Consider the following 14411-nt stretch of genomic DNA (forward strand, 5'->3'; position numbering starts at 1 on the left):
CCTGGGGCGAACGGACGTCTGGTCGAGATTCCTGCGCGTGCTCTCGGCGCCAGGCGACTCAGTGCGGTGGCTTGTCGTCAAGGTGGATCATCGCCTTGACCACGCCGCTGGCGGGATCGCACCAGTCCGGCATGAGGTCAGGCACGTCGGCGAGCGCAGCGCGATGGGTGATCAGCGCAAGGCTCTGAATCTTGTTGGCTTCCAGCAGGGTTGCGACACGCTCGAAGTCTTCGCGGGTGGCGTTGCGGCTGGCGAGCAGGGTCAGCTCGCGGGCGTGGAAGTCAGGGTCGGCGAAGCGAATGTCGGCCTTGACGACCCCGACCAGGGTGTAGCGCCCAGCGTGGCCGACCAGGGCGAAGCCCGCTTCCATGGCGTCTGGATTACCGGTGGCGTCGAACACCGCATCGGCCAGCGCCCCATCGTTGAGGGCGGCGATCCGCCCGGGGAGGTCTCCCTGGGTCGGGTCCAGGGTGCTCTCGAAGCCCAGTACGTCACGGCAAAAGGCGAGGCGAGCCGGCGCCGCATCCACCACCACCACGTCGGCCCCGCTGGCCCGCGCGAGTTGCGCCACGCCCATGCCGATCGGGCCGGCGCCGACCACCACCGCCAGCTCCCCTGGCTCGATAGCGGCCCGCCTTACCGCGTGGGCGCCGATGGCCTGGCACTCGATCAGGGCCAGGGCATCAAGCGACAGGCTATCTGATGTCACCAGGTGTCCCGTGGGGACGCAGAGATACTCGGCCATGCCGCCGTCGCGGTGCACGCCGATCACCTCCATCCGCTGACAGCAGTTGGTGCGCCCGCGTCGGCAGGCGCGACAGCTGCCGCAATGCAGGTAGGGAATGACGTAGGCCTGGTGGCCAATCAGCTCACGTGCCACCTCGGCACCGACCTCGACGATCTCCCCGGCCAGCTCGTGGCCCAGCACGCGTGGATAGTCGAAGTAGGGCTGGCGGCCACCATAGGCGTGGATATCCGTGCCGCACACGCCGATCCGGCGAATCCTCAGTACGGCCTCGCCGCGGCCCGGGTGTGGGCGCGCGCGCGTCTCGAGACGCATATCTCCCGGCGTCAGACAACAGGCAACCTGCATGGCCGCGTGGTTGGCCTCGGTGCTCATGCCGGTGGCTCGGCGACCACCTTCTGAGTCTGCTCGCCGAGGCCTTCGATGCCGAGGCGCAGGGTCTGCCCCGGGCGCAGGAACACCGGTGGGTTTTGACCGAGGCCTACGCCGGGGGGGGTCCCCGTGGAGATGACATCACCTGGCTGCAGGCTCATGAAGCGGCTCAGGTAGCTGATCAGAAAGGCGACCTGATAGACCATGGTGCGAGTGGAGCCGTCTTGATAGCGCTTGCCGTCGACCTCGAGCCACAGGGACAGGTCCTGCGGGTCGGCGACCTCGTCGGCGGTGACGAGCCAGGGACCCAGGGGGCCGAAGGTGTCACAACCCTTGCCCTTGTCCCAGGTGCCGCTGCGCTCGAGCTGGAATTCGCGCTCGGACACATCGTTCACGACGCAATAGCCGGCGACGTGGTCGAGGGCCTGGGCTTCGTCGATGTAGCGACCCGCCTTGCCGATCACCACCCCGAGTTCCACTTCCCAATCGGTCTTGGTGGAGCCCCGCGGAATGACGATGTCATCGTCGGGGCCGCAGATGGCACTGGTCCACTTGTTGAATACCACGGGTTCAGGGGGCACTTCGGCACCACTCTCGGCGGCATGGTCGGCGTAGTTCAGCCCGATACAGATGAACTTGCCGACGCGGCCGACGCAGGGGCCGAGGCGGATCGCTGCATCGACCTCGGGGAGGCTTGCGGGGTCGAGTGTGGCCAGGCGTGCCAGGGTTTCTTGAGACAGGCCATCGCCCGCCACATCGTCGATCACGCCGGTCAGGTCACGGATGATGCCATCGGCGTCCAGCAGGCCGGGGGTTTCGTTGCCCTGGGGGCCAAAGCGCAGCAATTTCATAGGGGATCCTCGAGTGGGAGAGGCAGCCCGCATCGGTGACGTCGGGGTTGCCAGTCGGTGTGTCGGCAAGGCGCCATCGAGCGCCGCATGGTCGTATCAGTGAGGTGGACCTAGATCCCGTCGGCGTCAGGCTAGCCAACCACCGTCGATGACCTGAGTGGTGCCGGTGGTGTAGCCGGACTCGTCGGAAGCAAGGTAAAGGGCCAGCGCCGCTATCTCATCGGGCTCACCCAGCCGACCCATCGGCTGACGCGCAAGAAAGGCCTCGCGTACTTGTCCAACGCTCGCGCCCTGTTCTTTCGCCTGGGCCTCGATGCGGCTCGCCAGTGACGGGGATTCCACGGTTCCCGGGCAGATGGCATTGCAGCGAATGCCCTGGGTGACGTAGTCCGCCGCGACGGCGCGGGTCAGTCCGATCACGGCGGCCTTGCTGGTGCCATAGGCGAAACGATTGGGCACCCCCTTGAGGCTCGAGGCCACCGAGGCCATGTTGACGATGCTGCCGCCACCTGTCTCGATCATCCCGGGCAAAAAGGCGCGCAGGGTATGAAACATCGCCGTGACATTGATCGTCATGGAGCGTTCGAAGGAGGCGATATCGCATTCCAGGAGTGTGCCGCTATGGACGTAACCCGCACAGTTGAACAGGACATCGAGGTGGGGCAACTGGTCGGCCAAGGCCGCGATGGCCTCGGGGTCGGTGACGTCCAGCCGATGGCACTCTATCCCTTGGTTGGCAAGCTCGCTGAGCTTGTCGAGATCGATATCGGTAGCAATGACCCTTGCGCCTTCTGCGGCGAAGCGTAGTGCCGTGGAGCGGCCGATGCCTTGGCCGGCGGCGGTGATCAGTGCGGTCTTGTCCTTGAGACGCATGAGGCTGGCCTCTGTGTCGATTGACGCGATGGGTTGTTATTGGCTCGTCGCTATCTACTCGGGGTGCTGCGGGGGCTGCTGGCGTCGCTGTGTATCGCGCGGGCTTGGCTATCTCGTCCGCCGCCTGGCCGTTCTGGTCCGACATCGACACAACCCCAGCCAGGCGGCAGCCGCAGCGGGCAGGCTGGTTGCCCCGGGCCTATCTGCCACCGTCCTGTGTGTCTGCCACCGTCCTGTGTGTCTGGCGCTGTCTCGTAGCGTCTGGCGCTGTCTTGGACTTCTGCTGGTATGACAGGATAACAGCATGATATCTGCTCGAAGTATGGCGCAGTTTCGACGGCTTGCCAATCGTGTGACGGTGTCGACTTTGGTGGTGTCGATCAGGCCGTGGCCTGGCCGCGAGTTGGGCGAGTTCCGGGGGAACGTCGAGGCTCGAGCGTCGGTGCCCGCACCGGTTGGCGAGGGCGGTCGCCGGTCGAGAGCGGTCGCTGGGTGGCGTCTGTTGCGGTGGTAGGGTGCCGCCTAGAAAAGCGCTGGCCGCGTCAAGGGTCTGGATCAGGGAAGCTGGACCAGGGAAGCTGGGTCAGGCGACAAGGCAAAAAAAAGACGACCCGGGGCGGGGTCGTCAGAAAGGCAGGGTCACGCCAAGAATGCCCTGAATATTGATAAATAGTTATATGCTAATAGAGGTAGGCAGAATGCTTCTGTTGACGCTCACTCACCGCCATCGAGGTTCGATAACGTACCCCCTCCCGCTGCCTCACCGGCGCCTTTTCCCGCCCTCAGTACGGGATAGTACTGGGTGAAGACGAAGTCGTCGGCGGCGACGGCGTCGTGGCAGGCGTTGCAGGCGGCGGCAGGGAAGGCCGCGTTGGTTTCCGTCAGCGTCTTGTGATCAGGCGTCGTGAAGCTGAAGTACGCCCAGTTCCCTGGTTCGTCGGGGAAGTACTCGCTGCTCTTGATCGATGCTTCCAAGCCGATGTAGTCGCCCATGAAGTAGCCGGCACCGCTGGCGGCGGCCTTGCTGCCGACGCTGATCAGCTCCTTGACGATGATCGCGCCGTCTCTGAACTCGCCGGTTTCCTTCCACTGATCCCAGCTCTCAGGATCGAGGTAGACCGCGTGAAACTCGGGAAAGGTGGCCTTGCCGTTGTTCATGTCATTGGGCGTCAGCGGGGTGCCAATGAAGACCCACTCGCGATATCCCGTGGGGCGGATCAGTTCGCCGTCTTTCATCTCGAAGAAGTCTTCGGCGCTGGCGATCGCGGGTATCAGCAGGCTACCTGTCATCAGGGTCAGGCCTAGCAAACCACTGGCAAGCGGTAGTCGGTGTGTCAGATGCATGGAGAGCTCCTCGGGTCCGGTCGTGTCATCGCGGGCTAGTGGACACAAGCTTGGTGAGCCTGGCCCGCCAGGGACCGCTGCGTGACGGTGTCGAGAACGCTGTCGGCGTGTCGCGTGGCCGTCAGGTCCCGTTGTTATCGGTGGCGCTGGCAGGTACGGGTGGCGATATTGATGTCGATCAAACTAGCGTGGGTTGAGGGTGGGTCCTCTCTAACGGCGGTGGAAAGGGCGTGCTGTGGATCTCTTTAGGGGCTACTACAGGGGCTACAGAGGCGGCTCTGGTCAAGGGTCGACTCCCTTTTGGCACGGGGTCGACGCTTTCCGGCACGGGGTCGACGCTGTGCCGGTACAGAAGCCGGAGGTTGCCAGTGTTGCTGGAACCGCTGTCATCGAGATCGTCCTAGCCAGGAGAGGTATAGATAGCTATATGCGATTAAAGCGGACGCTGCCACGAGAGTGCGGGAGTGCGCATATTTCGTTCATTCGATCCGCATATATGAGTGATGGATGCGCGTTTGGAGGTAGTGGCGAGCGACATCCCGGGCGTTCTGAGCAGCCAAAAAAATGCCCCGCCGAGGCGGGGCAAAGGGAGAATCCGTGATAGCGCCGGGCGCACGGCGGGCCGCGGAGGCTGAAGAAGCACGTCGGCAGAGACCTTGGCCGCTCTCCGACGCGGCGGACTGGCGGCGGTTGGCCGCTAACGGGTGCCGTGTGGTGCGGTTTGATGGGCGGTTTGATGGGCGGTTTGATGGGCCATCCAGGCTCGAAACCCGTAGGTCCAGGGAGGCAGGCGATCGCTGCGCTCGACGCGATTGGTCAGCGCGCCCAGCAGAGGGGTCGAGATCGTCACCGTGTCGCCGAGGTGGTGGGTGAAGCCCTGGCCCGCTCCGTCTCGGTCGAGAATTGGCGAGAACATGGTGCCGAGAAACAGCATGAAGCCATCCGGATACTGGTGGTGGGCGCCGATGGTCTGGGCCACTAGATCCTCGGGGTCGCGGCTGATCTCACGCATGTCGCTGGAGTCATCGAGCACGAAGTCGTCATCCTCGCCTTCGATGCGCAGGCTGACCAACGCCGAACGCACGTCGTCCATGGTGAAGTGCGCGTCGAACAGGCGAATAAAGGGACCGATGGCGCAGGACGCATTGTTGTCCTTGGCCTTGCCCAGCAACAAGGCGCTGCGCCCTTCCACGTCACGCAGGTTGACGTCGTTGCCGAGGGTCGCCCCCTTGGTCTGCCCACGGGCGTCGACGGCGAGCACGATTTCGGGTTCAGGATTGTTCCAGTGCGAGCTCGGGTGCAGGCCCACCGAGGCGCCGAAGCCCACCGACGACAACGGCTGCGACTTGGTGAACACTTCGGCGTCGGGGCCGATGCCGACCTCCATGTACTGCGACCAGGCGCCGCGTGACTGGAGCTCTGCCTTGAGTGCCATGGCGGCGTCGGAGCCGGGCACGATCTTCGACAGGTCGGTACCGATCAGTTGCTTGAGCTCGTCACGTAGCGCGCTGGCACGGGCAGGGTCACCGCCGGCGTTTTCCTCGATGACGCGCTCCAGCAGGCTAACCGCGAAGGTGACGCCGCAGGCCTTGATCGCCTGCAGGTCGCAGGGAGCGAGCAGATAGGGGGGGGTGGCGGGACTTGCGCAGGAATTGGCGATGAGGGCATCGACACTGCAAAGCACGTCGCCCTGGGCCGAGGCCACTAGGCCAGGGGCATCCTCATGGTCCAGCAGGTCCGACATCACGTTGATGGTGGCCGAGATGTCGATGATCTGGCCGCCGCGGACCACGACCAGAGCGGGGCCTTGCTGGTCATCGCGCCAGACGCGGCCGACGAGCAATGCACGTTCGTGGTCCTGGGGCAGGAGGGCGGTCGCGCGGGAAGAAGACGGGGACGTTGTCATGGGGCCTCTGTGTGTCGGTGTGGGTGAAGTCAGGGGGCGATGCGCACTGGTGTCGCCTAGTCGCAGGGGCTTGGGAGAATCCGTCCGGGAGACATCATGCCGCGAGGATCGAGCAAGCGTTTCACGCCGCGCATGATGGCGTGTTCCGGCGCCGACAGGGTTTCCAGGAAGGGGCCCTGCTTGACCCGGCCAATGCCGTGCTCGGCGCTGATGCTGCCCTCGAACTCGGCGACCAGTTCGAACAGCTGGACCTCGAGCTCGTGCAGCAGCGCGCGCTTGGCGTCGTCGGCGAGCGTCGCCGGCGGCAGAATATTGAAGTGCAGGTTGCCATCGCCGATGTGACCGTAGGCGATCACCATGGACTCCGGGGAGGCCCGGTGGATGGCCGCCTCGGCCTGGCGGTGAAACGCGGTCAGCGCCGAGATGGGCAGCGATATATCGGTGCGCAGGTGTTCGCCACGGCGTTGCTGACCCTCCAGCATGGCCTCACGGATGCGCCATAGCTGGCTGGCCTGGGCGTCGCTGGTGGCCAGCACGCCGTCCCCGAGCAGGCCCTGGTCAAGGCCGCGCTCGAACAGTGTCTCGATCATGGCGTCCAGATCCACCGGCCCGCTGGCGGCCACTTCCATCAGGACATAGACCGGGTGGGGAGTGTCGAGGGGGTCGGGAAGGTCTGGCGCGGCTTCCATGGCGAGCGTCAGGCAGGCCCGAGGAATCAACTCGAAGGCGCTCAGCAGGTCGCAGCAGCTGCGGCGCGCCTGGGCGTAGAGCGCAAGGGCAGCATCCACGTCGGGGCAGCCGATCAGCGCCGTGCGGGTGACCTGAGGGCGAGGAAAGAGCTTCAATACGGCGCCGGTGACGATGCCGAGGGTTCCTTCGGCGCCGATGAACAGTTGCTTCAGGTCGTAGCCGGTGTTGTTCTTGTGCAGCGCCTTCATGTCGTGCAATAGGCGTCCATCGGGCAACGCCACCTCCACGCCCAGCACCAGCTGTCGCATCATGCCGTAGCGCAGCACGTTGAGCCCACCGGCATTGGTGGCGATATTGCCGCCTATCTGGCAGCTGCCCTGGGCGCCAAGCGCCAGGGGAAAGAAGCAATCCTCGGCGTCGGCGGCGTCCTTTATCGTCTGCAGCACGCACCCGGCATCGACGCTCATGGAGAAGTTGAGAGGGTCGATGGCGCGGATGCGATTCAGGCGTTCGAGGCTCACCACCAGCTCCGGCGTGGTCGTATCCGGCAGCGCCCCTTCCACCAGGCCGCTGCCGCCGCCCTGGGGAACGACAGGGATGTCGTGGCGGTGGCAGTAGCCAAGCACCTCGGCGACCTGCTCGGGGGAGGACGGCCGGGCGACGGCCAGCGGTATGCCGCCCTGGGCGCCGGCCCAGTCGACGCGATAGCGTGCGGTGTCGGCGGGCTGGCTCAGCACACCGGAGGTGCCCAGGGTCTCGGTCAAAAAGGCGAGCAGGTCGTCACGCGTGGTCATGGCTAAGGTCTCGTCGGTTTGGACGTAGCGAATCGGGCTTAACGAATGGCGTTCTGGGCCAAAGGGGGGCGAGTGGTGCCTGTCGATCGGGGGCGGGTGAGCGCCCCTCGCCATGCTGCCCGTGTTGACGGGCATGGGGCGCGGGACCTGGCTCTCGGACATCGGCGGCCGGCAGCGCCCCGCACCAGGGCGACGGTGATCTAGCGGAACCATAGCACCACGCCCGGGAACAGCAGGAAGACCACCAGCAAGGCCACCAGGGTGAAGTAGAACGGCAGCAGGCTCTTGACCAGGCTTTCCATGCCGACCTTGCCGACGCCGCAACCGACGTACAGCACGGTGCCCACCGGCGGCGTGATCAGGCCTATGCCGAGAATGAACGACATCAGCACGCCGAAGTAGACCGGGTCGATACCGAGCTTCACCACCACCGGGGTCATCAAGGGCGCCAGGATCACCATGGCTGGGGTCAGATCCATGAAAAAGCCCACGACCAGCAGGAATGCCGACAGGATCAGCAGCAGCAACAGCCTGTTCTCGGTGATGGCCGACAGGCTGACCACGAGCTGCTGGGGAATCATGTTGGCGGTCAGCAGCCATGCCAGCACGCTGGCAAAGGCCAACAGCAGCATGACGACGCCCGTCAGCTTTCCGGTGGCGATGCACAGCGAGAAGAAGCGCCTAAGGCTCAGGCTGCGATAGACGAAGAACGACACCGCGAAGGCGTAGAGCAGGGCGATGGCCGCGCTTTCGGTCGGGGTGAAGACGCCGGAGAGGATGCCGCCGACGATGATGACCGGCAGCAGCAGGGCCAATACCGCGTCTTTCAGTGCGGCGGTCAGCTCGGGAAACGAGAACGGCTGACCACGGCCGTTCTTGCGCGACTGCACGTAGGTGGTGGCGGCCAGGCCCAGGGTGATCAGAATGCCCGGCACGATGCCGGCCAGAAACAGCTGCGAGATCGAGGTGTTGGTGACCACGCCGAACAGGATCATCGGAATCGACGGCGGGATGATGATGCCGACCACCGAGGCGGCGACGACGATGGCGGTGGCCAAGGGCGCGCTATAGCGGTGCTGCTTCATGGGTTCGATCATCATGCTGCCCACCGCCGAGGCGTCGGCCACCGCGGAGCCACTGATGCCGCCGAAGAACATGGAGGTCATCACCGCTACCTGGCCGAGACCACCGGCGACGAAGCCGACCAGGGCACTGGCCAGTCGCACCAGGCGAGTGGCGATACCGCCCTCGCTCATGACCTCGCCGACCAGGATGAACAGCGGAATGGCCAGCAGCGGAAAGGAATCCAGGCCGTTGACGGCCTGCGCCACGATCGGCGACAGCGAGTAGTCGGCGTAGAAGAAGATGAACAGGCTGATGGCGCCGAGGCCGAACGAGATCGGCATGCCGATCACGATGCAGATCGCCAGGCCGATCAGAATACTCCACAGGATCATGGTGCCGGTCTCCGCAGCAGGTCGATGAGTGCCAGGCTGTTGGCGATCAGGGTGAGCACCGCCATGACCGGCATGGCGCTATAGAGCCAGGTCTTGGGAATGCCGAGCATCGGCGTGGCGCTGGTGAAGCCGGAGATCAAGTCCTTGAAGCCGAGCAGTATGCAGACGCACACCACGTAGATGATGGTGATGGCGAGAAGACTGAGGGCCTTGCGCAGCCCGGAAGGAGCGAGGTCCTTGAAGTAGGTCACGGCGACGTGTTCGCGCTCGAGGCTGCCGAGCCCGGCGCCGAGCAGCACCAGCCAGATGAAGAGCACCCGGGACATTTCTTCGGCCCAGGCGTAGGACGTGTTCAGCACGAAGCGGCCAAAGACATTGGCCGTTACGCAGAACACGACCCCGAGCACCAGCAGGCCGACCGCGACCTTGAGCGTGGTGACGACAAGCCCGAGCCAGGCCGGTGCGGTTGTCTGTGTGGACATGAGCCAGCTCCATAGTGTCGCTGTAGTGTCTGTCGCAAAAGGAGACCGCGAAGGTCGATACGCCATGCGCCGCCCGAGTGTGGACGGCGCATGGCGCTTGGCGCCTGCGCGGGGTGGGACTACTGGGACTGGGCGCGGATATCGTCGATCAGCTCGCCGCCGATCTTCTCGCGCCAGTCGTCGTAGACCGTTGCCAGGCTGTCCTGGAAGGCGGCGACCTGATCGGGGGTCAGCTCGGTGATCTGCATGCCGTCATCGATGAGCTCCTGCTTGATCTGGTCGTTCATGGAGCGGCTGACCTCACGTTCGTAGTCGCCCATCTGCTGGGCGGCCTCTGTCAGCAGTCCCTGGTAGCCCTCCGGCAACTTGCTCCAGAAGCGCTCGGACACCAGCGTGATGAACGGCGTATAGACGTGGTTGGACTCGGTGGCGTAGTCCTGGACTTCGTTGAACTTGGACGACTGAATGGTGATCCAGGGGTTCTCCTGCCCATCGACCACCCCTTGCTCGAGTGCGGTGAACAGCTCGGCGAAGGACATCGGCGTCGGGTTGGCGCCCAGGGTGCGCCAGATATCCAGGTGGATCGGGTTCTGCATGGTGCGCACCTTGAGACCGTCGAGGTCGTCGGGCGTGGCCACCGCCTGTTGGCTGTTGGTCAACTGACGGTAGCCATTTTCGGCCCAGCCGATGGCCACAAGGCCATTGGTGGTCGCCGTCTCGAGCATGGCGTCGCCGATCTCGCCGTCGAGCACCTCATCGGCAACGTCCGGGGTGGGAAACAGAAACGGCAGGTCGAATACGGCGAACTGCGGGAACATGCTGACCAGCGGAGAGGTGGAGGGGGCGGTCATTTCCAGGGTGCCGGCCTGCAGGGCGCTGACGGCCTGCAGGTCATCACCGAGCTGGGCACTATGGAACAGCTCGACCTGAATGTGGCCGTCGCTGCGTTGCTCGACGATATCCTCGAAGTACTCGAGGCCACGATACTGTGCACCGGACTGGGTGGTGCCGATACTGAACTTGAGGGTGTAGTCGTTGCCATCGCCGTCGACCACGGCGCCATCGACCGCGGGAATAGGCGGCATCTCGGTGGCGGCCTGGGCGCTCAGCGTCGTGGCCGACAGGGCCAGGGCCGCGATGGCCACGGCCAGGGCGCTACGGCGCAGGGCCGAGGGTTGGCGCGAGTGAATTGCCGAGGTGGCATCGCTAAGGGCGGCGCAAGGGGTTGTCGTTGTTGTCATGCGTTGTCTCCAGAGAGATGGGCCGACCGGAGCCGGCGTGGCGTGCGAGCCGCGTTCATCGCCGCGGCCGTGGGAGGCGAGGCCCCGTCAGGATCGCATCGGTGCAGGGGCTAAGCCTCCTGCCAGGCGGCACCCTCGGGAAAGGCGTGACGCGCCAGGGATTCGGGCTTCATGGTGATGCTGTAGCCCGGTGCTTCGGGGACCAGATAATGGCCGGCACGGATCCTGACCGGATCGACGAAATGATCGTGAAGGTGGTCGACGTATTCGAGCAGGCGGCCCTCGAGGGAGCCGGAGACGGCGATATAGTCGAACATCGAGATGTGCTGGGTGAATTCGCACAGGCCGACGCCACCGCCATGCGGGCACACCGGGATGTCGAACTTGGCCGCCAGCAGCAGCACGACGATGACCTCGTTGAGTCCACCGAGGCGAGCCGCGTCGAGTTGGCAATAGTCGATGGCACCGGCCTGCATCAACTGCTTGAACATCACCCGGTTGTGACAGTGCTCGCCGGTGGCGACGCCGATACCGGAAAGGCGGCGACGAATCTCGGCATGGCCGAGCACGTCGTCGGGACTGGTCGGCTCCTCGATCCAGTGGGGGTTGTACTCGGCCAGGCGGCGCATGTTGACGATGGTTTCGTCGACGTCCCACATCTGGTTGGCGTCCATCATCAGGGTGCGGTCATCGCCGATTTCCTCGCGCAGGATGGCCGCGCGACGGCGGTCCTCCTCGATGTCGCCGCCGACCTTCTGCTTGAAGTGCTGCCAGCCATCGGCGAGCGCCTCGCGGCACAGGCGGCGCATCTTGTCTTCTGAATAGCCGAGCCAGCCTGCAGACGTCGTATAGCCGGGGTAGCCGCGCTGGCGAAGCTCGGCCTCGCGCTCGGCCTTGCCTGACTGACGACGCTTGAGCAGGGCGATGGCCTCTTCGGGGGTCAGGGCGTCGGTGACGAAGCGGAAATCCAGGCAATTGACCAGCTGCGCCGGGGTCATGTCGGCCAGCAGTTTCCACACCGGCTTGCCTTCACGTTTCGCCCACAGGTCCCAGAGCGCGTTGACCATGGCGGCGCAGGCCAGATGGATGACGCCTTTCTCCGGGCCCAGCCAGCGCAGCTGGCTATCGCCGCTGGTCAGCTCGCGCCAGAATTCGCCCATGCGTTGGGTGATGTCCTCGAGGCGTTGGCCCTCCAGGCGCGAGGCCAGCGAATTCACCGCCGCCACGCAGATCTCGTTACCACGACCGATGGTGAAGGTCAGGCCGTGCCCGGTGACGTCGTCGCCCTGGTCGGTATGCAGAATGACGTAGGTCGCCGAATAGTCCGGTGCCGCGTTCATGGCATCGGAGCCGTCGAGATCCCGAGAGGTCGGAAAGCGAATGTCGAGAGCTTCGACGCGGGTGATAGTGGTCATGCGGGCGGGCTTCCTGTTGTTAGCGGAGAGTTAGCGGAGAAATGACGGCGGTGGCTCATCGCGGCGACCCGTGCGGGTCTTGAGCGCTCATCCCTGGCCCGAGGCCTGGCCGGCGTGGTTGACGGTGCGGAGTAACCACTCGAGCCGAGCCTTCGAGGTGTCGGTCAAACCGTGCCGTTTGAGGAGTACTACTCGCGTCGTGTCGCCGATAAGACCCTGGTTGATCGCGCATTTGGCTGGGCCCTTACGTGATCATGTTCGTGATCCTGTGCGTGATCCTGTACGTGATCATGGCCGGCGGTGAAATGCCCCTTGTGGCGCTTGGTGAGTCGAAGCGCCAAGCCGGTGCACGCCAGCGTGAATGCCACGCTAAGGCCAGTGTAAGAACGGGCGAAAAACTAGCGCCAATGGTATTTTTTGTCGGGGCGATAACGCCAGGTTATCATCGTCGCCGGAAGCCCAAGGAGACCTCTCTGATGCCCCATGATAGCGGCGTTCATGTAAAAAGCTGGTTGCGACTGAAGCACCTGGTGGTGCTGGTGGCCTTGGACGAAAGTCGTAACATGCACACCGCGGCGCGGCAGATGAATATCAGTCAGCCGGCGGTCAGCAAGATGCTCAAGGATATCGAGAGCTTTCTCGGCATGGCGCTTTTCGTCCGAGAGCCGGGGCGTCTGGATACCACCGAGGCGGGAAGTCGAGTCCTGCGCTATGCCCGACGGCTACTTAATGACACCGATCGGCTGGTGGAGGATCTGGCGTCCTTGCGCGAGGGGGGAGCCGGCAAGTTGACGGTCGGGTCTGTGCCTGGGGCGGCACCGGTGATGCTCCCCCACGCCATGACCGTGCTCAAGGCTCGCCGACCACAACTCGCCATCAGCCTGTTCGAGAATTCCAGCGATCGATTGCTGGTGGATCTCGAGTACGGCCTGTTGGACGTGGTCATCGGCCGCTATACCGAGCATGCTCAGCGCCACCTGTTCGACTTTGAGCCGCTCAAGGAAGAGCCGGTGTCGGTGGTCGTGCGCCCCGGTCACCCGCTGTGCCAAGGCCTACCGACGCTGTCCGATGTCGTGCGCTGGCCTTGGGTGCTGCACCCGATGACCAGTCCCATGCGGGGCCTGTTCGAGGCCGCCCTGGCGGAGGCCGGCGTGGCATCGCCACGCAACGTGATCGAGACGACTTCCACCCAGGCGTCGCTTCAGCTCATCGCCTCCTCCGACACCCTGTCCGTGTTACCCAGCTCGGTGCTCAAGACCTCCTTCTCCGAGGGAAAATTCGCCACCTTGGCGTTGACCATCGGTGAGCCGCTTGGCTACTACGGCGTCATGACCCGACGCGATGAGCCGCACTCGGATATCGTCGATGAGTTTATCGCGACCCTGCTGTCATCCCCTGAGCAGGAGCGCGTCGTGGAGAACGGACCACCAGGATCGGCGACATCAGAGGGTTGAGGTTTCTCGGGGCTGAGGTTTCTCGGGGCTGAGGTTTCTTGGGGTGGCACCGGGCCGGCGTGGGTCGACCCGTATCGCCGCCGGGGTACTATGCACCGATGGTAGGCGAGCGTGACGAGGCCAGAATCTGCCGCCAGAGAGGGTCGGTAATGGCCTCGTTAATCGCCGAAAATTCTGTCGCATCGTTGGCCAGAGATGGGGGAGAATGAGGGCTCGTAAAGGGCGCTCAGGATGACGCTGTGGACGCCGCGCCCGGCGAGGGCTACCGCGATAACGGAGTGGGGAAACGGCGTAAACCGCGGGGGCAGGGAACGAGATAACGTGCAAAATCGATCTTGAAGGAGAGGATGCAAGATCGGTAGACGCTATACAGGAAAGGAGAGAATGAAAGGGAAAAAAGACTACTCGCAAGGCAATGAAAGACACCGAAGGCGACCAGCACAAAGGCCGCGTTCGGTGGTCTCTGGTCTGCTCATTCCCGAGCCATCGTACTGAGCATAGTACCGAGCCATAGCATCGAGCCATAGCACCGAGCATGGCGCGTCGCTGCGAAGCGCCCTCGACGAGCCATGAGATGGCTCACTGCCAGCCGCGCTGGCAGTGAGTCGTCTCGCCGAAGGTGGCGCTGAAGGTGGCGAGCCTGGTCATGGGCTCGCGCCCTCAGCCCTCGCGCTTGCCGTCCATCAGGCGGCTGACGCCGGCCGGGTTGGCGTCTTTCAGCGCTTCGGGCAACAGGCCCTCGGGCAGGTTCTGGTAGCACACCGGGCGCAGGAAACGGTAGATCGCG

At 64.5% G+C, this 14411-nt stretch carries 11 protein-coding genes; 1 reads left to right on the forward strand and 10 read right to left on the reverse strand.

Annotation, left to right across the window (positions count from 1 at the left end; genetic code table 11):
• Positions 1–58 precede the first annotated feature (58 nt).
• From ACUN9Y_RS16870 to ACUN9Y_RS16915, 10 genes are all read right to left on the reverse strand, one after another.
• Positions 59–1120, reverse strand: coding sequence for a zinc-binding alcohol dehydrogenase family protein (locus ACUN9Y_RS16870; protein WP_445461884.1), 1062 nt, complete (start codon positions 1118–1120; stop codon positions 59–61).
• Positions 1117–1968 (reverse strand): ureidoglycolate lyase, encoded by an 852-nt coding sequence (locus tag ACUN9Y_RS16875; protein ID WP_445461885.1) that lies wholly within the window; start codon positions 1966–1968, stop codon positions 1117–1119. The genes ACUN9Y_RS16870 and ACUN9Y_RS16875 overlap by 4 nt, the downstream gene beginning before the upstream one ends.
• Positions 1969–2094: 126 nt before the next feature.
• Entirely contained in the window at positions 2095–2841 is a 747-nt protein-coding gene (locus ACUN9Y_RS16880; RefSeq protein WP_445461886.1) for an SDR family oxidoreductase, read from the reverse strand.
• Positions 2842–3555: 714 nt separating this feature from the next.
• A complete protein-coding gene (locus tag ACUN9Y_RS16885) occupies positions 3556–4185 on the reverse strand; it encodes a cytochrome P460 family protein (protein ID WP_445461887.1) in 630 nt (209 codons plus the stop codon).
• 697 nt (positions 4186–4882) lie between these two features.
• Positions 4883–6091 carry a fumarylacetoacetate hydrolase family protein gene (locus ACUN9Y_RS16890; RefSeq protein ID WP_445461888.1) on the reverse strand — a complete coding sequence of 403 codons (1209 nt, stop codon included), beginning with the start codon at positions 6089–6091 and terminating at the stop codon, positions 4883–4885.
• Between the two features lie 56 nt (positions 6092–6147).
• Positions 6148–7575 (reverse strand): FAD-binding oxidoreductase, encoded by a 1428-nt coding sequence (locus ACUN9Y_RS16895; protein ID WP_445461889.1) that lies wholly within the window; start codon positions 7573–7575, stop codon positions 6148–6150.
• A 200-nt stretch (positions 7576–7775) separates the two neighbouring features.
• Positions 7776–9032 (reverse strand): TRAP transporter large permease, encoded by a 1257-nt coding sequence (locus ACUN9Y_RS16900; protein ID WP_445461890.1) that lies wholly within the window; start codon positions 9030–9032, stop codon positions 7776–7778.
• A complete protein-coding gene (locus tag ACUN9Y_RS16905) occupies positions 9029–9514 on the reverse strand; it encodes a TRAP transporter small permease (protein ID WP_445461891.1) in 486 nt (161 codons plus the stop codon). Before ACUN9Y_RS16905 ends, ACUN9Y_RS16900 begins: the two co-directional genes overlap by 4 nt.
• A gap of 119 nt (positions 9515–9633) precedes the next feature.
• Entirely contained in the window at positions 9634–10755 is a 1122-nt protein-coding gene (locus ACUN9Y_RS16910) for a TRAP transporter substrate-binding protein (RefSeq protein WP_445461892.1), read from the reverse strand.
• Between the two features lie 110 nt (positions 10756–10865).
• Complete coding sequence (locus tag ACUN9Y_RS16915; RefSeq protein ID WP_445461893.1) at positions 10866–12170, reverse strand: L-fuconate dehydratase; 1305 nt, start codon at positions 12168–12170, stop codon at positions 10866–10868.
• A gap of 476 nt (positions 12171–12646) precedes the next feature.
• On the opposite strand from ACUN9Y_RS16915, the gene ACUN9Y_RS16920 reads away from it, so the two are divergent.
• Entirely contained in the window at positions 12647–13624 is a 978-nt protein-coding gene (locus ACUN9Y_RS16920; RefSeq protein WP_445461894.1) for a LysR substrate-binding domain-containing protein, read from the forward strand.
• Positions 13625–14411 lie beyond the last annotated feature (787 nt).

This window comes from Halomonas sp. V046, assembly GCF_052645355.1.

What these genes read in the sequence shown, in the direction of transcription:
- ACUN9Y_RS16870 (WP_445461884.1), bottom strand. Translation starts at nt 1,120, where the DNA reads ATGAGCACCGAGGCCAACCACGCGGCCATGCAGGTTGCCTGTTGTCTG.
- ACUN9Y_RS16875 (WP_445461885.1), bottom strand. Translation starts at nt 1,968, where the DNA reads ATGAAATTGCTGCGCTTTGGCCCCCAGGGCAACGAAACCCCCGGCCTG.
- ACUN9Y_RS16880 (WP_445461886.1), bottom strand. Translation starts at nt 2,841, where the DNA reads ATGCGTCTCAAGGACAAGACCGCACTGATCACCGCCGCCGGCCAAGGC.
- ACUN9Y_RS16885 (WP_445461887.1), bottom strand. Translation starts at nt 4,185, where the DNA reads ATGCATCTGACACACCGACTACCGCTTGCCAGTGGTTTGCTAGGCCTG.
- ACUN9Y_RS16890 (WP_445461888.1), bottom strand. Translation starts at nt 6,091, where the DNA reads ATGACAACGTCCCCGTCTTCTTCCCGCGCGACCGCCCTCCTGCCCCAG.
- ACUN9Y_RS16895 (WP_445461889.1), bottom strand. Translation starts at nt 7,575, where the DNA reads ATGACCACGCGTGACGACCTGCTCGCCTTTTTGACCGAGACCCTGGGC.
- ACUN9Y_RS16900 (WP_445461890.1), bottom strand. Translation starts at nt 9,032, where the DNA reads ATGATCCTGTGGAGTATTCTGATCGGCCTGGCGATCTGCATCGTGATC.
- ACUN9Y_RS16905 (WP_445461891.1), bottom strand. Translation starts at nt 9,514, where the DNA reads ATGTCCACACAGACAACCGCACCGGCCTGGCTCGGGCTTGTCGTCACC.
- ACUN9Y_RS16910 (WP_445461892.1), bottom strand. Translation starts at nt 10,755, where the DNA reads ATGACAACAACGACAACCCCTTGCGCCGCCCTTAGCGATGCCACCTCG.
- ACUN9Y_RS16915 (WP_445461893.1), bottom strand. Translation starts at nt 12,170, where the DNA reads ATGACCACTATCACCCGCGTCGAAGCTCTCGACATTCGCTTTCCGACC.
- ACUN9Y_RS16920 (WP_445461894.1), top strand. Translation starts at nt 12,647, where the DNA reads ATGCCCCATGATAGCGGCGTTCATGTAAAAAGCTGGTTGCGACTGAAG.